The 20,365-nt window shown below is 33.8% G+C and carries 17 protein-coding genes and 1 pseudogene; 6 read left to right on the top strand and 12 right to left on the bottom strand.

Annotated elements, in window-relative coordinates:
• Window positions 1–65: 65 nt before the first annotated feature.
• The 7 genes from K1X16_RS15270 to K1X16_RS15240 all read right to left on the bottom strand — a co-directional run bounded on the left by K1X16_RS15270 (window position 66) and on the right by K1X16_RS15240 (window position 6,254).
• A complete protein-coding gene (locus tag K1X16_RS15270; RefSeq protein ID WP_225037008.1) occupies window positions 66–1,910 on the bottom strand; it encodes a cystathionine beta-synthase in 1,845 nt (614 codons plus the stop codon).
• A gap of 225 nt (window positions 1,911–2,135) precedes the next feature.
• Window positions 2,136–2,585, bottom strand: coding sequence for a hypothetical protein (locus K1X16_RS15265; RefSeq protein ID WP_225037007.1), 450 nt, complete (start codon window positions 2,583–2,585; stop codon window positions 2,136–2,138).
• Complete coding sequence (locus tag K1X16_RS15260; protein ID WP_195871623.1) at window positions 2,582–3,142, bottom strand: hypothetical protein; 561 nt, start codon at window positions 3,140–3,142, stop codon at window positions 2,582–2,584. Before K1X16_RS15260 ends, K1X16_RS15265 begins: the two co-directional genes overlap by 4 nt.
• Before the next feature lie 120 nt (window positions 3,143–3,262).
• Window positions 3,263–4,207, bottom strand: coding sequence for a tRNA dihydrouridine synthase (locus K1X16_RS15255; RefSeq protein WP_225037006.1), 945 nt, complete (start codon window positions 4,205–4,207; stop codon window positions 3,263–3,265).
• 88 nt (window positions 4,208–4,295) lie between these two features.
• Window positions 4,296–5,183, bottom strand: coding sequence for a dienelactone hydrolase family protein (locus tag K1X16_RS15250; protein WP_225037005.1), 888 nt, complete (start codon window positions 5,181–5,183; stop codon window positions 4,296–4,298).
• Between the two features lie 61 nt (window positions 5,184–5,244).
• Window positions 5,245–5,652: a hypothetical protein gene (locus K1X16_RS15245; protein WP_225037004.1), complete on the bottom strand. Its 408-nt coding sequence runs from the start codon at window positions 5,650–5,652 to the stop codon at window positions 5,245–5,247.
• A gap of 11 nt (window positions 5,653–5,663) precedes the next feature.
• Window positions 5,664–6,254: an FMN-binding negative transcriptional regulator gene (locus tag K1X16_RS15240; RefSeq protein WP_225037003.1), complete on the bottom strand. Its 591-nt coding sequence runs from the start codon at window positions 6,252–6,254 to the stop codon at window positions 5,664–5,666.
• A 97-nt stretch (window positions 6,255–6,351) separates the two neighbouring features.
• On the opposite strand from K1X16_RS15240, the gene radC reads away from it, so the two are divergent.
• The 4 genes from radC (at window position 6,352) to K1X16_RS15220 (ending at window position 9,948) form a co-directional block, all read left to right on the top strand.
• Window positions 6,352–7,050 (top strand): RadC family protein, encoded by a 699-nt coding sequence (radC, locus tag K1X16_RS15235; RefSeq protein WP_225037002.1) that lies wholly within the window; start codon window positions 6,352–6,354, stop codon window positions 7,048–7,050.
• 96 nt (window positions 7,051–7,146) lie between these two features.
• Complete coding sequence (locus K1X16_RS15230) at window positions 7,147–8,442, top strand: polysaccharide deacetylase family protein (RefSeq protein ID WP_195871629.1); 1,296 nt, start codon at window positions 7,147–7,149, stop codon at window positions 8,440–8,442.
• Window positions 8,442–9,125, top strand: coding sequence for a YjjG family noncanonical pyrimidine nucleotidase (locus tag K1X16_RS15225; RefSeq protein WP_225037001.1), 684 nt, complete (start codon window positions 8,442–8,444; stop codon window positions 9,123–9,125). Before K1X16_RS15230 ends, K1X16_RS15225 begins: the two co-directional genes overlap by 1 nt.
• A gap of 10 nt (window positions 9,126–9,135) precedes the next feature.
• Window positions 9,136–9,948, top strand: coding sequence for a hypothetical protein (locus K1X16_RS15220; protein ID WP_225037000.1), 813 nt, complete (start codon window positions 9,136–9,138; stop codon window positions 9,946–9,948).
• Between the two features lie 19 nt (window positions 9,949–9,967).
• Here K1X16_RS15220 and K1X16_RS15215 read toward each other — a convergent pair whose 3' ends face one another.
• Window positions 9,968–11,245: a replication-associated recombination protein A gene (locus K1X16_RS15215; protein ID WP_225036999.1), complete on the bottom strand. Its 1,278-nt coding sequence runs from the start codon at window positions 11,243–11,245 to the stop codon at window positions 9,968–9,970.
• A gap of 150 nt (window positions 11,246–11,395) precedes the next feature.
• On the opposite strand from K1X16_RS15215, the gene K1X16_RS15210 reads away from it, so the two are divergent.
• Window positions 11,396–12,160 carry a rhomboid family intramembrane serine protease gene (locus tag K1X16_RS15210; protein ID WP_225036998.1) on the top strand — a complete coding sequence of 255 codons (765 nt, stop codon included), beginning with the start codon at window positions 11,396–11,398 and terminating at the stop codon, window positions 12,158–12,160.
• Between the two features lie 76 nt (window positions 12,161–12,236).
• Here the strand turns inward: K1X16_RS15210 and rlmB are convergent, their stop codons facing one another.
• The 4 genes from rlmB to K1X16_RS15190 all read right to left on the bottom strand — a co-directional run bounded on the left by rlmB (window position 12,237) and on the right by K1X16_RS15190 (window position 20,053).
• Window positions 12,237–12,971 carry a 23S rRNA (guanosine(2251)-2'-O)-methyltransferase RlmB gene (gene rlmB / locus K1X16_RS15205; protein WP_225036997.1) on the bottom strand — a complete coding sequence of 245 codons (735 nt, stop codon included), beginning with the start codon at window positions 12,969–12,971 and terminating at the stop codon, window positions 12,237–12,239.
• 133 nt (window positions 12,972–13,104) lie between these two features.
• Window positions 13,105–14,748: a RagB/SusD family nutrient uptake outer membrane protein gene (locus K1X16_RS15200; protein WP_195871635.1), complete on the bottom strand. Its 1,644-nt coding sequence runs from the start codon at window positions 14,746–14,748 to the stop codon at window positions 13,105–13,107.
• 25 nt (window positions 14,749–14,773) lie between these two features.
• Window positions 14,774–17,902 (bottom strand): SusC/RagA family TonB-linked outer membrane protein, encoded by a 3,129-nt coding sequence (locus K1X16_RS15195; RefSeq protein ID WP_195871636.1) that lies wholly within the window; start codon window positions 17,900–17,902, stop codon window positions 14,774–14,776.
• A gap of 522 nt (window positions 17,903–18,424) precedes the next feature.
• On the bottom strand, window positions 18,425–20,053 hold the full coding sequence (locus tag K1X16_RS15190) for a POTRA domain-containing protein (RefSeq protein ID WP_225036996.1): 1,629 nt from the start codon (window positions 20,051–20,053) through the stop codon (window positions 18,425–18,427).
• A 236-nt stretch (window positions 20,054–20,289) separates the two neighbouring features.
• On the opposite strand from K1X16_RS15190, the pseudogene K1X16_RS15185 reads away from it, so the two are divergent.
• Window positions 20,290–20,365 (top strand): annotated as a pseudogene (locus K1X16_RS15185) (30S ribosomal protein S12); the annotation flags it as partial.

Genomic DNA, 20,365 nt, shown 5'->3' with positions numbered 1-20,365 from the left:
GTTTTAAGAGCCTGTTTTTGAGCGATTCATAGTGGTGTTTGCGAATGGAAGACACCATTTTTTAATTATATATGCTCTACAAATTCCAAAAACACGTTTTTATGCTGTTCCAAATCTAAATCTGGAGACAGAGAAACTCTTGCAATATAATCCTTATCACCTTCTTTAGTGGTGCCTTGTGTTGAGGTTGCAGGAATCGTCCAATAACAGCCTTTTAACTGACCATAACTAACGCAATACTTACTTTCGTTAGGAATTTCTGTAATCATCATCTGGATTAACTTATGATTCAAAGCACGTTTATAAGTTTCCTTTTCTTCAGCCGTTTCTCCTTTTGTAGGAAGGTCTAACGAAAAGACAGAAGGTGTAAAACCTTGTGATGCTAATTCTTCTGAGACAAAATTGATTTTTGCTTCAGGTAACACGTCATGAATAAAATTGACAAATTCTCGTGTGTTTTTGTAGGCTTCCGCAATTCTTTGATTCATAGAAGGCAATTGCTTTGCTAGTATCTCGTATTGATGATCGGTCGCTTCGTTGTCACATAAGGTTAAATGACGTTCAATACTATCAATTAACGTTTCAGCTTTGTTGTTTGCCACGCAATACCCAGCAGTACATTTTCCACCACTTGGGAATTTTGAACCACTTGCATAAGAAATCGTTCTTACGGTTGATAATATGTCACCTTCACCTAAAAAGTGAATGTTAGGACAGAAGGTTTGGTCTAAAATAAATACAGGGTCAATAGCATTATTGCCATCCGCCGTTTTTCGTTTTTTGCTTAAGGCCGACTTTAAATCTTCTAAATTAGGGACTTCAACTCTTGGGTTTGTAGGTATTTCGGCAATAATATAAGGTATGGCATCTTGAAGCGCTACTTTAGTTAAAACGGCATCAATACTTTGTACCATATCGTTGTCACCATCAACAGGTAAATCGACCACTTCTACATGGTCTAAACATGCTGCAACACGTCTTGCTTGGTCATTGGTGCCGCCATAACAATTAGGAGGTACAATAAATTTTATGGCCTTTCCACTATGGTTCTCTTGTGCAACATCAACTAACCCCATCATAATGGCATATTGCATAGACAAACCACTTGACGCTACTAATGGTTTTGCCGTTGTAGCGGTAATTTCTTTTAGTGATTTTATAACACTGGCTTTATGGGCGTCTGTATTGTTGTCTTTAATTGTTATTGACGTCTGAGCAACAAAAGCTTTCAAAGCAGCCAATGAATTTGAAGGTGTCATAGCAATTGTTTCGCGACGTCTTACGTGTTGAATATCGGAAATATAATCTTCACTTTCCTTATTGTTAACTATTAAAACACTTCCAATATTTTGATACAAATTAACTTGAAAATCAATATTTGCATTTTGTTCAATACTTGAAATATTATTAGGTTGTGCTATAAATATAGTACTGCCTTTAAATTTTAAGATAGCATTTACATCATCAGTTTGCACTAACTTAAAATTATATCCATAGACACGTTTTATCAGTTCCGCATCAAAAGAAGATGGTAGTTTATCATTGTAAATAATCTGCGTGTTTTTATGATTCAGTAAATTATGTCTTAAAATCGCCAAAATGGGAGCCGTCTGAGACGAAAAACTTATTACATTTTCTGATTTTAGCCCATTTACTTTGGCAATTCCCCATTCTAAAACACTTGAAAGTGGATGGCCTAATCGAATATAATCGTATGCAGTTGGTAGTGCACTAAGCGCAGAAGTTTCTGAATTATTGTTTTTATATAAGGTTTCAAACTGGTCTAAAAATTCGGTTTTAGCCAACGCTTCGTTGTAAATATCTAATCGATGGGTTGTTAGGTTTAACCAATCTAATGGCATTTGCGCTAATACGTTTTCTATATAATTGCGACTATTTTGATCTTGCATAATTTCCAATTTTACTGGGTGGTAAAGATACGTTAGTTAGATGTTTCTTTAAAACCTTACAAGAGGTTTATTGGTTTACAATAGTTCTTAAAACTTGTGTTTTACGAAGAAAAGTAACATAAAATAAATGTGAGGTCGAAGGGTTGAACTATGTTTAAGTATGTCGTTAAAGTTATGATCAATACTACGCTATAAGCATTCTTGTTTTTCCTACTAAACGTTAGATTAAGATGTGTCTTTATTGCTGAAAATCTTTTGCAAAATAGCCGATACCTTAAGTGTTATCTTGTTTGGTCTTGATACAGCTTCTGCAAATCCCATAGTCACCAATAATGCAATGAAAGCAAGTGCTCCAAGTGCTCCGCCATAACCATCAAAAACATGATTTTTGTTAATGTAGATAGCAGCGAATATAGTTCCTGAAATGGCAAGCAACGGATAACTTTTTAACGTTTTTGAAGAAACCATACCAATAAATGAAGTGCCAACAAATACAATAGGAATATGTTCATCTAAATAACTGTTAAGTAGCTCCGGAAAACAATAAAAAAATAATCCTACGATTAATGATAGTATGGCAGATGCTTTTACAGCTCCCCATTTGAGTTGTTCACTTACAAAATGGGTTAGCGTTGCACCTATTATTCCTGTAACTATTAAAATAATGATGTTCATACGATGATCCAATAAATTAATGTTGCCATAGTGACACCCGCAAAGGCCATGGTTCCCAATTTACCCCCAACACCTAGGAATAAGTTTTTTGATATCATAAAAAATAATCCTGCTAAAGTGCCTGCAGCAAGAACAAAACCAATATTTGGTGTGGTGTCTACACTAGACATGCCAACAAAGGCACCACAATAAATACTTGCAGGAATTTGTTTTAAATAGTTTGAGTTCTTATTTAAAGATGGAGCAAACGATGCTAATGTGCCTACAATTCCCATAGACAAAATAGGGCCTAAACCAGCATTAACATTTAAAAGATAGCACAGTACAGCTCCAATAGGAACCCAAATGACTACTGCGACGCGTTCGTAAGCATAATCTTCGTGATGTAAATCTAAATACCGATAACCTAAAAGTAAGGTTAGTATTATAAAAATAGCCGTAATAATTATGGTTGTATTTGTACCGTAGTGCTCTTTTACAATCATAGTTAAAAATGTAATTAGCACAAATACAACAGTAATAACCATTAAAAATCGAATGGCTTTATGTTTTCTCATTAAGAATATTTAGATTTATCTTGGAATTACGTTCGATAATGTAGCAGTTACAAAGTTCTAAGAAAATTCTAGGAAGACAAATTGTATGTTGTGTTTTTTTTATTTTTTTTAGCTTAATTGCTATTTGTTTTTCAAGATCTCAGAAACAGCTTGTTGGTAGGCTCTAGGATTATTGGCTTTTTTTATTTTTTTATATGCTTTCTGAGGGTTAGAAAATGATTGTGAAAAGTATTCCCAGAAGCCTTGCATTTTCATTTTAATTGGTGTTGGACCAGAGAGTGCAGCGTCGTATTGCTGATATATAGTATCGTGAAATTCTCTAAAAATTTCCCATCTATTTTCTGGGTATTCAGTAGTGTTGTTTTTAATCATACTTGGTAAAAACGGATCTGCAATTAATCCTCTGCCAATCATAAAATGATCGATACTAGGAAAACGCGTTTGCATTTCTTTTAGTTTGGCAACCGTTGTAATGTCTCCATTATAATATAATTTGTGTTTGGTGCTTTCAATACATTTTTCAAAAGCATCAAGATTTACTCCACCTTTATAAAGCTGTTTGCCAATGCGTGCATGAATGGCAATATTTTTTAAAGGGTAGGTGTCTAGAATAGGAAAGGTGTGTAAGATTTCTTCCGGATTTTCATAACCCATTCGCATTTTCATGGACACTGTAATATCAGTTTCAGAATGCACACGATCTAAAATATGATTGATTTTTTCCGGATCACAAATCAATCCAGAACCCATGCCACGATTGGTGACCATCGGATACGGACAACCTAAATTCCAGTTGAGTTCCTTGTACCCTAATTCTTGAATATAATCGACTGTAAATAAAAATTCATCAGCACTATTGGTCATAATTTGCGGAATGACTTCGAGTGTAGAATTGTTTTCAAGTTGTAAATCGAGTTGGTAAGAATTCTTTATGATTAGTTTTTTGTTGAATCGAATGTATGGTGCATAAAACGTATCAATTCCACCGAAATAATGGTTAAAGGCATTCCGAAACCGGAAGTCTGTAAAGCCTTGTAATGGTGATGATAAAAGTGTTATTGGCATTTCGTTTTTAGATGAAAATGTTGACTTTATTTGCAGTCGCTAAATAACGAAAAACAATTGTATTATTCTGATGAACAGAAGTGGTTTGTTACTTCAAATGTTTCTTAAAAAATGCAATCGTGCGTTCCCATGATAATTTTGCCGCTTCTTTATCATATCTTGGTGTGGTATTGTTGTGAAAACCATGATTAGTTCCTGGATAAATATAAGCTTCATAGTCTACGTCGTTTTCAATAAGTGCTTTTTCAAACGCTGGCCAACCTGCATTGACTCTAGTATCTAACTCTCCATATTGAAGTAGAAGTGGAGCTTTAATTTTTACCGCATCTTTAGCTTCTGGTTGTCTTCCATAATAAGGAACTGCAGCGCCCAATTCTGGGATTCTAACTGCCATCATATTAGAAATCCAGCCTCCAAAGCAAAAACCGACAACACCAACATTGCCATCACAGTTTTTATGATTTTTAAGATAATGATATGCTGCAATAAAATCTTCGAGCATTTCCTGTTGGTTGCGTTCTCTTTGCATGGTTCTACCATCATCATCATTACCTGGGTAACCACCAAGTGGACTTAAAGCATCAGGTGCTAAGGAAATAAAACTCTCTTTAGCTGTACGTCTGCCAACATCTTCAATATAGGGGTTAAGACCTCTGTTTTCGTGCACAACAATAACTCCTGGTAACTTGGTTTTGTTATCCTTTGGCTGAGACAATAAACCTTTTATGGTACCTCCTCCTTTTGGCGACTCATAAGTTATGTAGTCTGAATCTAAAGTAGGATCGTCTGGTTGTACTAACAACGTATTCATGTAATTAGGCGACACAAAACTCAATAAAGACGATACCGTTAAGCCACCAACGGCGTATAAACCAAGTTTTTCGACAAACTGTCTGCGGTTGAGCTTGTTATGTGCGTAGTCATCGTATAAATCAAAAACTTCTTGTTTAATGTCTTCCTTTTTTACGTCTTTCATGATGTTGTGTTTATAATTACATAGTTTCAGTCTTTAAAACTCAAAAAATGAGTGGCTCATATTACTGAACACGTTTTAATACAATCGAATCTTCACCAAATTCAGTTGGTCTAGCGGCATCAAAACTCAGGTTAAACTGCAATGTGTTTTTGTCTATAAACTCAGCTATTCCAAGAATTTTTTTAGATTCTCCAGTTTCAATTTTGGTAAGTGTAAAATCGACTTCAATTGGTTTGGTATCATAATTAATAGAATATGTCATTTTACCTTTTTTGCCTTTCATATAGAACTCTTTACCGCCCATAACTTGCCCTTCAATTTCAAAAGCGGCATAACCTTCAGTGTCAAAAATTAAATAACCAATTTCGCTTTGGTCTTCACCGAGCCATTTACCAACAAAATTTTCTTTCTGTGTTGTGGTATTCAGTAAAAAAAACGGAATGATAAAAAATGTAAATAGATACTTCATAGTATTTGGGTTTAAAATATGTTATTTAAAAATTGTTTAATACTTTCTTGATTAGATCTTACTAACTCCTCGCGAGCAGCTGTAATATCGGTAGGTTTCTTGTCTTGCGACAGTTTAAATTTGCCTTCCCATTGGGTAATAGTAATTTCAAACATTACAATATAATCAAGATTTTTATCTAAACGTGGATTATTTGCATTTAAAATATACTTATGTTCTGGTGCTTCTAAAAATTCAGTCATAGTTATCAACGATTCTTTTAACGCCATTTTATCTGTATTTTTATCAACGTTTCCTTTAAGATGTACTTTAATATAATTCCATGTTGGAAGTTGCGTAGTTGAATAAATACTCGGAGAAATATAACAATCTGGACCGCTAAAAATAAGGGTTACATCATTGCTGTCCTTTAGTAATTTAGCCTGTGGATTGTTAATGTCAATATGCCCAATAAGTTTACCGTCGTCATAAATTAATGGTAAATGTGTAATTAGTGGTTGGTTGTTATGTATAGAAATTACCGTCGCCAAAGGATACGTTTTAATCACTTCTATTAAATGATTTTTGTCGTTATCTTGATGGTGTTGTGGTGGATAATTCATGTGTTTTTAGCCTGTTGAATTTTAATAAGTTATTTTCAATATGGAATTTAAATCAATTTAATGACACTCGAAATTTACAATTTTTTATCTTTAATGCATGGCAGATAAATCAACTTCATTTTCAATAAAAAATTGGTCGCAAGATGATCAGCCACGAGAAAAACTAAGAGACAAAGGTAAAACGGCACTTAGTGATGCGGAATTGATCGCTATTTTAATCGGGTCTGGAAACCGAGACGAAAGCGCTGTGGCTTTATGTAAACGTATTTTTGCTAGTGTAGACCATAATTTAAACGCCTTAGGAAAACGCTCTATTGCCCAATTAATGGAGTTTAAAGGCATAGGTGAAGCGAAAGCGATTTCTATTGTTGCGGCTTTGGAGTTAGGGAGACGTCGTCGGTTAGAAGATGCCATGCAGTTAGATAAAGTTTCATCGAGCCGATCGGTTAATAATGTAATGCAACATATTATTGGAGATTTACCTCATGAAGAATTTTGGATATTATATCTTAATAACTCAAATAAAATTATTCAAAAAAACCAACTAAGTAAAGGTGGCATTACGGGTACTTTAGTCGATGTACGTTTAGTACTTAAAAACGCTTTAGAGGTTGGCGCGACTGGTTTAATATTGTGTCATAATCACCCATCTGGTACTTTAAAACCAAGTCAGGCAGATAAAGATATTACTAAAAAGCTTAAGGTAGCAGCGCAAAGTTTGGATATTTCGGTTTTAGATCATCTAATTATTACAGAAAATGCTTATTATAGTTTTGCAGATGAAAACATTCTGTAGAAATGTTAAATAGTTAATGTCAAAAACTAAATACCAAATGAGTAATTTCAACATAGGAATTTGTTATTTTTAACTTTTTGGAATTTGCAAAACCCTATGTTATTAGTTTACACACATAAAATTACACCACGCGTTACCTATACGTTTAAGCATATATGCAAACGTATTTTGGGTATAGAAGTTAGTTTTACGTCTAAAGTTGAAGACTTTATAGCACACGACAGCCTTAAAATGTCCTATGCAAAGCAACCATTAAGTAATGAGCTGTTTGTAAGAAGTAACGACTTGTTGTTTGAAACGGGTTTATCTGATATTAATATTCAAGTTCAGCAATGGGAAAATACCAAAGGGTTTTTCAGTACTGGTGAACGAAGCGACTTACCTTTCGATATTTTTGCGGCATCCTTTTATTTACTCAGTCGTTATGAGGAATATTTACCACATGTAAAGGATGATTATGGTCGGTTTTTAGCATCTGAAAGTCTCGCATTCCAGCATAAATTTTTACAACAACCTGTTGTAGATATTTGGGCCTATAAGCTCAAAGACGTGTTGAGTGTACGTTTTCCAGAGTATCAATTTCCAGAAAGACACTATAAGATACAGCCAGTTATAGATGTGCCAATGGCATATTATTATAGAAATAAAGGGCTTTTGAGAACTATTGGAGGTACATTAAATGATCTTAGGCGGTTACGATTAAAGCAGTTGTATTTTCGCTATTTGGTACTTTTTGGCTTTAAACGCGACCCACATAATACCTTTAAGTGGATTATTAGAAAGCAAAAGCAGTACGATTTTAAATTTATGGTACTCTTTCTAATAGGTGACTATTCAACCTACGATAAAAATATAAACACGAATAAAAAAGACTTTGTATCGCTGATTAAATCGGTTGCTGATTATTGTGATGTTGGGTTAAAAGCATCATACTTTTCTTTAAATGATATTTCTATCCTTAAAAAGGAAAAGCTTAAAATGGAATCTATAATACATACTGATTTAACAGCTGTTCGTCATTCGTTTTCTAAGTTAAATTTGCCAACATCGTATCGTAATTTAGTAGAATTAGAGGTTCATCAAGATTTTACTATGGGTTACGTAAATACCATGGGTTTTAGAGCAGGTACTTGTACGCCTTTTCAGTTTTACGATTTAGATTACGAAGTACAAACACCATTGCAAATTAATCCATACCATTGTTTAGATTTTGGACTCTTAAAGTATAATTCGCTATTAGATAAAACAGAACATTTACAAAAAATAATTAGGGAGGTGAAAGCTGTAAATGGTACTTTTACACCTATATTTCACAACTATTCATTTGGTGATTTAGATCGATGGAAAGGGTTTAGATCGCTATTTAATTTAATATTAGAATCTGCAGATTAATGCAACAGATAAAACATATATTTTTTGATTTAGATCATACGCTTTGGGATTTTGATAAAAATTCGAGTTTAACGTTCGAAAAGATATTTAATTTGAATAAAATTGATGTTAATCTCAATGACTTTTTGCCGATTTATGAACCCATTAATTTTAAATATTGGAAACTTTATAGAGAAGAAAAAGTGACGAAATCGGCATTGCGATATGGGAGATTAAAGGAAGCTTTTGATGGAGTAGGAGTGACCATAGAAGACGATATGATTCATCACTTATCTGAATCGTATATTAATGAGTTAACAACATTTAATCATTTATTTGATGGTGCTTTTGATACCTTAGATTACCTTAAGGATAAATACGAATTACATATAATTACGAATGGTTTTGACAGTGCACAAAATAAAAAATTAACCACTTCAAATATTAAACAGTACTTTAAAACCGTTACAAATTCAGAAATGGTTGGTGTTAAAAAACCTAACCCTAAGATTTTTAATTTTGCCTTAGATTTGGCTAAAGCTAAAGCAACTGAAAGTTTAATGATTGGAGATAATATTGAAGCCGATATTGAAGGCGCTCATAATATTGGGATGGATACCATTCATTTTGACTATAAGGACGCTCATAGTAATCATAAATTTAAACGCATTACCAATTTAAAAATGCTACTAAATCACCTTTAAAAATAAAAGAATGTTTAAGAAAATACTTTTTACCGTTTCATTTGTAATCCTAAGTTTTTATGGAAATGCACAAAAAAATATTAATGATTATAAATACATACTTATACCTAAAGCGTTTGAATTTTCTAAAGGCGATGATCAGTATCAATTAAATTCACTTGCTAAGTTTTTATTTAATAAATATGGATACGACGCTTATTTTATTGATGAGTTTTCAGGTGATTCAAATAAAGATCGTTGCTCAGCATTAACGGTTGATGTATCTAATGATGAAGGAGGTTTGTTTTCAACGAAACTGGTAATTACACTCAAAGATTGTTTTAATGAAGAGGTTATAAAATCTAAAGTTGGTGAGTCGCGATTAAAAGCTTACGGAAAAGCTTACAATGAAGCCTTACGCGATGCTTTTGAAACCTTTCAAAACATGGATTATGAGTATGTTGAAAAGGACACTAGTATAACTGAAACGAAACAAGTACAGCCTAATGAAGACAAGCAACCCATAAAGGAAATTGTTAAGACTGAAAAGACTTCGGAAGTGAAAAAAACTAATACAAAACTAAAGGAAGAATCAACAACTTTAGCGGTTAAATCAACAGATACTATTACATCTGAACTCTACTACGCACAGGCTGTTACAAATGGATTTCAATTGGTAGATTCAGAGCCAAAGGTTGTCATGATTTTGTTGAATTCTTCAGCTAAAGATGTTTTTATTGTTAAAGACAAAAGTGCAATCGTTTTTAAAAAAGAAGGAGAGTGGATTTACTCTGAGAATGACGGCACTGTAACTTCAGAAAAAGTTTTAAATATTAAATTTTAATATCTTAACAGTCTCAACATTAATACCCATACTTATCTTTCCAAAGCATTTTTAGATGATTGCGTTGGGCTTGTTCTCGTGAATTATTGCCAGGATCATATAACTTAGTATTCGCTATTTCTTTTGGTAGAAATTCTTGCGCTGCAAAGTTGTTTTCGTAATTGTGCGAATATTTGTAGTTATCACCATATCCTAATTCTTTCATAAGTTTCGTTGGTGCATTTCTCATGGCAATTGGTACTGATAAATCTCCAGTATCTCTCACTAATTGTTGAGCTCTTCCAATAGCTTCATAGGCGGCATTACTCTTTGGCGAACTCGCTAAATAGGTTGCACATTGACTTAAAATGATTCGTGATTCAGGATTGCCAATGGCTGACACAGCCTGAAACGTGTTATTAGCAATCACTAAAGCTGTAGGGTTGGCATTTCCAATATCTTCACTAGCTGAAATTAGTAAGCGTCTGGCAATAAATTTTACATCCTCTCCACCTTCAATCATTCGCGCTAAATAATATACTGCTGCATTTGGGTCGCTTCCACGTATCGATTTTATAAATGCCGAGATAATATCGTAATGTTGTTCTCCGGTTTTATCGTAACGCGCTGCTTGATTTTGCACTTGTTTGGTCACCAGATCATTAGAAATAATAATGTTATCACCTTCAAATGAAGCAACAAGCAATTCAAAAATATTAAGTAATTTTCTAGCATCACCACCAGATAAACGCAGTAAAGCTTCGGTTTCTTTTAATTCAATATTTAATTTAGAAAGCGTAGAATCTTCTTTTAGAGCACGTTCTAATAAGGCTTCCAAATCTGCTTTACTAAAGGCGTTTAAAGTATAAACTTGGCATCTAGATAATAAGGCAGAAATAACCTCAAAACTTGGGTTTTCCGTTGTGGCTCCGATTAAAGTTACCCAACCTTTTTCAACCGCTTCTAATAATGAATCTTGTTGCGACTTACTAAATCTATGGATTTCATCAATAAACAGAATAGGATTTTTGGTGGTAAACATGCCACCACTTTTCTTGGCCTTATCGATAACCTCTCTAATATCTTTAACACCAGAATTAATAGCACTCAATTTAAAAAACGGACGATCAGATTCGTGTGCAATAATATTTGCTAAGGTAGTTTTCCCTATGCCAGGAGGTCCCCAAAATATCATAGAAGGAATAACTCCACTTTTAATTTGTTGGTATAACATACCATCTTTACCCACTAAATGTTGTTGACTTAAGTAGTCCTCAAGGGTGTTTGGTCGTAATCGTTCTGCTAATGGAGTATTCATATTTCAAAATTACGAAATGCTTTTGTGATGGTTTAATGAAATCAATGAAATTCAATTAAAATTACAATAGCTAAAATTTTAGGGTTCTGCCATTATTTCAGTCTATCCATTTTTGGATTCAAATTTGAACTGCTTTCGTTAAATTTGAAAATGAGTAAACCACAACACTTTAAATATTCTAACAACATCATCATCTATCCGTTGATGATTCTGTTTGTTAATTGGTTGGTGTTTTGGTATCAGGTTAGAGTGGATAGTGGTATAAAATCTTTTGGTGTTAGGCCACAAAAACTAGAAGGACTTTTAGGCATTATTACAAGTCCGTTTTTGCATGGGGATATTAATCATCTTTATAATAACTCTGTACCGCTTTTTGTGCTCACGGTTGCCTTGTTTTACTTTTATAATAAAATTGCTTGGCGCGTTATAGGCTTTGGTATTTTGCTTTCAGGATTTATGACTTGGCTTATTGCTAGCTCTGGAAATCATATTGGAGCAAGTGGATTGGTGTATGTTTTAGTTAGCTTTATGTTTTTTAAAGGAATATTTGCAAAACATTATAGACTAATTGCATTGTCGTTAGTTGTTATTTTTTTGTATGGAAGCATGATTTGGTATGTATTTCCTATAAAAAGTGGAATGTCTTGGGAAGGCCATTTAAGTGGTTTAATTACCGGATTGGTATTTGCCTTAATATTCAGAAAACAAGTAGCAAAACCAGAACGTTACAAATGGGAGCAACCCGATTATAATGAAGATGATGATCCGTTTATGAAACATTTTGACAAAGACGGTAATTTTATTGAGTTTGAACCCGAAGACGTCGAAATGGAATCTGAAATTGAAATAAAACCGGAAACTAAAGAAGTTGAAACTCCAAAGGTCAATTACATTTTTAGGAAAAGGGATGATTAGATTTTAAAAGTCACAAACTAATATTATCGTAATCGAAGGTAAGAAACGGTTTGATATTTTTACATTTTACTAAAGACTAACTGCGTTGTCTCACGGCTTCATAGAGAAACGCACCGCAAGCTACGGAAACATTTAAAGATTCAATCTCACCTAATATAGGGAGTTTTGCTTGGTCGTCTACAACTTTTAAAACCGAAGGATTTATACCTCTTCCTTCCGACCCCATAATGATGGCACATGGTTCTTTAAACGACACGTCGTATAAAAAGTGCTCTGCTTTTTCTGTAGCAGCAATGACTCTAATTCCAGAAGATTGCATATGAAAAACAGCATCTTTAATATGATCTACTTTACAAATGGGCATTTTAAAAATAGCACCAGCACTTGTTTTAATCGTATCTCCATTAATAGGAGCTCCACCTTTTTTCTGAATAATGATACCATTGACTCCCGTGCATTCTGCTGTTCTAACGATCGCACCAAAATTTCTTACATCGCTTAACTGATCTAATAAAAGGAATAAAGGGGTTTTGCTAGATTCAATGACGCTCATTACTAAATCATCAATATCATGAAATCCTATTGGTGAAATTTGAGCAACGGCTCCTTGATGGTTTCCGCGGGTTAGTCGATTTAATTTTTCAACAGGAACATACGAAGAATTAATTCCTTCAGAACGGATAGCTTGCTCCAATTCTTGAAACAAATCTCCGTTAAGCCCTTTTTGCATAAAAACTTTATCGATCGTTTCGTTAGATTTTATAGCTTCAATAATAGCTCTAATTCCAAAAATGGTAGTTTCGTTTTTCATGCTGCAAAGTTATGCAAAGTATTCTTTAATAAGTTAATTATTTTGAATGATACGTTGGTAAACTAAAAAATCTCCAACAGTACATTACTGCTGGAGATTTTATTTAATACCTGTAATCGCTTAAAGGTGTTGTTTAGTTTTGATCACCTGGTGTTAAATTTGGGTTAGCATCAATTTCAGCTTGAGGAATTTTCCAAATCCATGCATCATTTACAGAAGGTTTTGCTTGTATAAACCCATCTTGATATAATGTTTGAGATGCACCAGAACCTCCATTGGCACTATGGTCTATACCCTCATCCCAACGAATTTTATCAGAATAACTAAAACCTTCACCATATAACTCTACACCACGTTGAAACTTAATTTGCTCTAATAAACTCGCCTGAGTATTAAAAACAGTAGCATCGAAGGCAGAATCTCTAGCTTCTCCTATAGTTTGTAGGGCAGCTTGTGCTGCAGGAATATTAGGAATCATAGCATTTGCTTCTGCTTCAATTAAATACATTTCAGATGAACGCATGTAAATGATATCATCAGGATCTGTAGTTCCAGCATTTGCATTACGTAATTTTACATGCATATAAGGGTGTAAATTAAAACTAGAAGATAAACCATACTGAGAACGAATTTCATCGCGTCTATCGTTAAATGCGTCTTCATCTGTATAATTAGGATCATTGCCAAAACCGCCTTCTCCATTAGATGCAGAAGTATTAGTGTTAGGTGCGTCGGCTAAAAATAAGTCTTTTCGGTAATCCGTATCAGGAATTTGATTGTATAACCTTTTGTCAATCAGTTTAGGATTGTTTCTAACTTGACTACCATTAAAAGTATTACTAGCTAAATAAAAGTACGATCGGAAAAATGTCGTTTCCGTTCCTATATTATTACTTCCCCAGATGACTTCAGATAAGTTATTAGAATTAAACCCAGACTTATACTCTTCTTCTCCCATTAACGGATAATTTTGTCTAGCTGATGCAGCTGCACTAGCAGCCGTAGTCCAATCACCACTAGCTAAAGCAATACGAGCCTTAATCCCATAAGCAACATCTATATTAAGTTGTGATTTATGCTTAGGATCTCCTGTAGGTCTTGGTGTTGCATTTTCAAAATAAGAAATTGCCGTATCAATATCTGCTTTACATTGGTCATAAATCACCTGAACTGTAGATCTAGCTTCACTCTCAAAAGGTGATTCAGAAGCAAATAATAATGGTACACCAGGATCTGTAGAAGGATTTCCAATTAAGTAGCCTTTAGCATAATGCGTCACTAAATCGTGGTAAGCAAATGCTCTGTAAGTATATGCTTGTCCCAGTATCTCTCTCAATCTGTCATCTTCAGGAATGCTTCCGTCTGAAGCTTTATTAATAATCGCATTGGTACTAGCAATAACGTGGTAGCGTTGGTACCATAATTGCTCAGTTGTAAGTGATGTTTGTTGTGAATGTGACGTCCATCTTGCTTCATCTTGCCAGCCTAAATTATTAGAAGATGCAGAATGAATTAAGGCACCTGCTATATTATCTCCTAATGGTACCCAATAATGGTTACCAGATCTGTAACTGTCACCTCCCGAAATTAAGGTTTGTGGCTGTGCATACTGTAAACGGTGCAGTCCATTTAGTATCAAAGCCATATTGTCTGCAGTAGCTAAGGCATCAGTAGAAGATATCGCATCTGTAGGTGATGTTTCCAAGAAATCTTCCTCGCACGAGGCTACAGTAAGAGCGAGGCCTACTAATAGTGTTATTTTTATTTTTCTTAACATGATATATATTTTTAAATTAGTTTAATTAAAATGAAACATTTAATCCAATAGAGAAAATTCTACTAGGACTATAATCATTTCCTGAACCTGTTCCGCCTAAGTTGTATTGAGGGTCTAAACCTGTTCTTTCACTTTTAAGATACAAGTTTTCTCCCGATACATACAATCTTAAGTTATCCATTTTAAGAGCATCTGTAAGTTTGTTGTCAAAGGTGTATCCAAGGTTTACATTCTTTAAGGACCAGAACGAAGCATCTGTTAAGAATCTAGTTGACTGAGTTTGTACTAAATCACTGTTTCCATTTTGTAATCTTGGAACATCTGTGATGTCACCTGGCTCTCTCCATGCATTTAAGATGTCTGGGTGTAAAGAACGACCATAACTACCACTATGCATCATTGCAGAATAACCATTATCTAATACTTTGCCACCAATTCCATAAGTAATTAAGAAATCTAAAGAAAATCCTTTATAGCTTAAACTGTTTGATATAGAACCTAAAAAGTCAGGTATTGAGCTATCTCCAGTATACGCTCTTTCTGTTTCTTGCCAGTCATTAGTAGTTTCTTGAACACCATTGCCATCTTCAACAGGTACGCTATTTCCGTCATCATCTATTTCATACATGTAAAATAATTGGTCACCATTGGCAGGATCGACACCTGCTGTATGTAGTAAATAGAAATCAAAACGAGAACGTCCTGTTTCCCATCGTTTAGAACCATTAATAAAAGGGTCTGGAAGTGCAGTTATTTCGTTTTTAAACGTTGAGCCTTGTAATGTTACATCCCATTTGAAATCTACTTTGTTGACAAGGTGTGCTGTTAATCCAATTTCAAAACCAGAATTATACATATCACCAACGTTTGTTGGGAATTCGTTTAGTCCGTTACTCAATGCAATTGGTAAATCATAAAGAAGGTCTGTTGAGTTTTTCTTGTAATATTCTAAAGATCCATCTATGAAGTTATTGAATAATGCAAATTCTAAAGCTATGTCATAACTTGAAGACGTTTCCCATTGTAAGTCTGCATTACCAATTTCTTGCCAAACTAATGCAGGATCAGCGGCATTAGACGTTAATCCATATCTAGGTTGTGATAAGAAAAAGTCTAATAAGTTATCGTTACCAACTTCTCCATAAGAGGCTCTAATTTTTAACTTATCAATAAAACTTACGTCATCCATAAAATTTTCTTGATCTATACGCCATGATCCACCTACAGAGTAAAATGTTCCCCATCTTGACTGTTTGTCAAATACAGAAGAAGCATCTCTTCTTACTGAAGCACTTAAATAATATTTGTTATCATAGTTGTAATTAGCTCTTGAAAAGTAACCCTCAAGTGTCTTATTTGTAGTTGCGCCACCTAAGCTTACTGGTTCAGAGAAGTTGTCAAACTCAAAAATACCCTCTACAACTTGCGTTATAGCAGTAGCATTATTACTTGTGTAAGTTCTGTCAAAACTTTCGTGTCCTGCCGTAATATCTACATTATGTGCACTTCCGAAAGTTTTAGAGTACGTTAAAATTTGATTGAAATTCTCTACTTCCCTTCTATATCTAACCTCTGCATATCTACCAGTGGGTTGAGCATCTCCAATAATGTTATTTTCATAACTTTTATTTATACCTTCATTGATGTCTCTTCCATAGTTAACTTTGAAATGTAAACCATCTAATATTTTTGCATCTGCATAATATCTAAATCCATAGGTATTGTTTTGATTGTTTTCGTCGTTTAAAACAAGTTCTTGTAGTGCGTGACGATCTTGATTTGTTGGTCTTGATCCAATGTTGTACTCTGGAAATCCAGATCCATTATCATAAACAGGACTTCCAGAAGCATCTCTAACTAAGTTTCCATCTAAGTCATTCACATAAACAGGGTAAATCGATCCAATATTTTTAGCAAAACTAAAAGGGTTTGCAATACTTCCTTCACCTCCGTTTGCAGGTCCATTAGACTCTGAAAGAGTAACATTAGCACTACCTCCCATAGTTAACCAATCACTAACATCAAAGTCAGCATTTAAACGTGTGGTTAAACGATTATAATCTGAAGTTACTACGTAACCATCTTCATCTAAATAAGACGTAGAGAAAAATACTTTGTGTTTCTCTCCACCACCAGCAACATTTACATTGTAGTTAGTTCTTATACCAGTTCTACGTAAAACGTCATACCAATCTAGAGATTTATAGATGACTTCAGCATTTGGATTTAACCTTCCGTCAGTTCCAACAATTTGATCGTTAGCAACATTAAACGGATTATAACCTAATTGGTTGTAAATGTTATCTGAAGCAAAAACAGGATCACCACCTGCAGCACTTGAATTTTTTAGGGCTTCCCACATGGTTTCATAGTAATCACCAGGACCTATGTAATCATATTCAGAGACTGCATTTGTTACATAACCAGTTTGTACAGATACATTCGTTTTAATATCTCCTTTTGTACCACTTTTTGTGGTTATTAATACAACCCCATTTGCAGCTCTAGATCCATATAGTGATGTGGATGCAGCATCTTTAAGAATTGTAAAAGATTGAATGTCTTCTTGGTTTATTGTGCTCAATGCACCTTCAAATTGAATACCATCAACAATATATAAAGGACTTGAAGAACCATTTAATGTTCCTACACCACGTATTACAATATTAGGTGAAGAACCTGGTTGACCAGAAGGCGATGTAAACTGAACACCAGTTGCTCTACCTTCTATGGCAGCAACAGGTGAAGTTACACTTCTTAATGCTAAGTCTTTCTCGCCAATGACACTGGCAGAGCCGGTAAAAGCTTCCATGCTAGATGTACCAAACGCAACGACCACGACTTCATCTAACGCAGCAGAATCTTCAGCTAATGTTACATTCATAGTATTAGAACTGCCAACTTTGACTTCTTGAGTCTGTAGACCAATGTAGCTAATAACAATAGTGTCTCCTACATTAGCTGTAATAGAGAATTTACCGTCAAAATCTGTTTGTGTTCCTGTCGTAGTGCCTTTCACTATAATGTTCACTCCAGGCAAGGGGAGCCCAGATTCATCGGATACCACACCCGAGACTGTTTTTTCTTGTGCAAACGTTAGCTGTACAAGAAACACTAATACTAGTGTTAAAATTCCTTTGTAGTTTGTTTTCATATTAATATGGATTAGTTATGATTAACACCAAAAATGCTAAAATTTTGCCAAATAAGCAATATTTTTGATGTTAAATAGAGAATAATGTTTTATAAAGGTTTGGAGTGAAATTTAATTGAATTTACTGCCTAAATCTTTTGTGAAAAAAGTGTTATTGGTGCCGTTCTTGTAAAGCGTCTGATAACAAGAGTGTTATTGTTGTGTGATTAGGGAAGTCTTCAGTAAAATAGTTTCTGTATTCTATAATGTATAGTGATATTGCCTAAAAACAAACCATCGTATAATTGGGTAGATATCATTGTGTGTCAAGGTTAAAACTAGTTTAAACTTTTCATATACTTCACTAGCTTTTTGCCTAATTTATTTGTGTCTGAATACATTTATAGTAACTAAATGCTATTAAGTTATTCTGAGAAACCTAAAGTGTCTGTTTTGCGAAATGTAGAGTTAATGATTTCACTCATAATAACTTTATGAGTGTTCTTTTTAGTATCACAAGCTTATCGTATGTGGTTTGGAAGATTAAAAAGTAGCTGTTAAACTCAAGTGAACTTTTGAGTCTGATAATTTAAATTGTCGGTTTTCAGTCTTTCCGCTAGAGTAGTTTAAACGGAATAATCCAGCGTTGGTCAATAAACCTAATCCAAAACCAAAACCAAAGAGCTTTTCTTTACTGTCTGTTAGTTTGTTCTCAAAATATGCAGCATCTAAAACCGAGTGCACATATATGTTACTACTTAAACGGTAGCGGTATTCTGTACTAAGTACTCCATATAAATTTGCTACCAAACTGTTTTCTTCAAATCCACGAATAGAATTGATGCCTCCAAAACGAAACAGTTCATTATCTAGATAGTTATCTGAAGTAAGTGTTGCTCCATTTATCCGAGTGTAAAAGCTATTTTTGTTATTTAGGTTAAAAATTTTATACGTATCTAAAGTGAATACATTTTGCTGTTGTTTTTCTAAATCATTGATTCTATTGCCAAAGCCAGATGAGAAATCGAACCAAAAATTTATAGGAAATAAAGCATCGTAAAACTGAGACTTCATGTAGTTGTAATGGAGCGTATAATAATTGGATTTGTAATCGTTTAAAATATCAGTATCATTTTCTAATAGGTTAGTCGATGTAGTGGAGGTGATGCCAACACCAACTTTATGCTGTGCATTAACCTGGTAGTTTATTTTAGCATATTGCTTAGCATTTAAAAACGTTGAGTCTTTTCTAAAAATGTTGAGACCAACCTGAAATCCAATTGGTGATCCAAATAAATAAGGTAAATCTGCATCAACGTTAAAGGTTTGTTGATCTATTTCGTCACTTTTGTAAAATAGATTCAAGGTTTCGCCATAATTAAGGTTGTTAATAAGCCTTAAGTCTAAGTAGCCATCAAATTCAATTTTATTAGTGTTTTCATTGGTTCCAAAACCTAAAAATCCATCAAAATTATTAGTTCTAGTTTTTTCTACATATATATATAGTGTCGTAGAGTCTTGTGTAAATAGAACTTCAGGTGCTTTAATTTTAGAGGCAAAGCGGAGCTCGTTTAGTAATTCAACCTTTTCTTTTATTGCATTTAGGTTGAAGGATTTTCCGGTTTTCAGTTTTAGAAAGTGTTTTAAATACGACTTCGGAAATTGCTCGTAACCTTTAATTAATATTTTATCGATGCGTCTTTTTTGGTTAGCGACCACTTTTAAGTTAGCTGATAATAACTCAGAATTCAACTTAGATATATTAATAAGTTGTAATGTCGAAAACGGATCGCCTTGTTCGGCAATTTTAGAGTTTAAATTTTCTAGATTAGATTCAAGCTCATTTATATGTAGCTCGAAATAACCGTCACGGATGTTATAATTTAAAGACTTTAATAATTCAACATTGAAACTAGAGTCAAAATACACTCTAATTCTATTAATTCTATGTCCTAATATAAGATGTGCTTTAAAAAGCGTGTCGTTTAGTTTGGTTATTTTTTCTGTACTTGTGTCAATAAAGCCCTTTCGAATAACCTTCCCTTTTAAAAGATTGATTTCTGATTGGAGATCATTGTAAGAGGTAAAGGTTTCTGTATAGCCAATAGTGTCTATTATTTTAGTAGAGGTGTCGTTTTCTCCAATAACGGATAGGTGAATAGATTGTGCCATCCCTAAGCTTGAAAAAACTGGGAACAGAATTAAAAAAACAATTCGGTTATAAAATGGCATTTAAACGATATAAAATAGGTCTAATGGTAACGTAAAAATAAGTGATATTGTATAGTGATGAAATTAAAGTTTATAATTCTTTTAAAAATTAATTATCAACTATTTGAATTATAGATATAAATTACTACATTTGCACCCCTCAAAAGTGAGGATTAATAAATTTTATATAGAAATATATGCCAACAATTTCACAATTAGTACGAAAAGGAAGAGCCAAAATAACCAAGAAGAGTAAATCGGCTGCTTTAGATT

It is taken from the genome of Winogradskyella sp. SM1960 (genome assembly GCF_020179375.1).
Taxonomy (GTDB): domain Bacteria; phylum Bacteroidota; class Bacteroidia; order Flavobacteriales; family Flavobacteriaceae; genus Winogradskyella; species Winogradskyella marina.
This window is presented reverse-complemented; position numbering and strand designations above follow the sequence as displayed.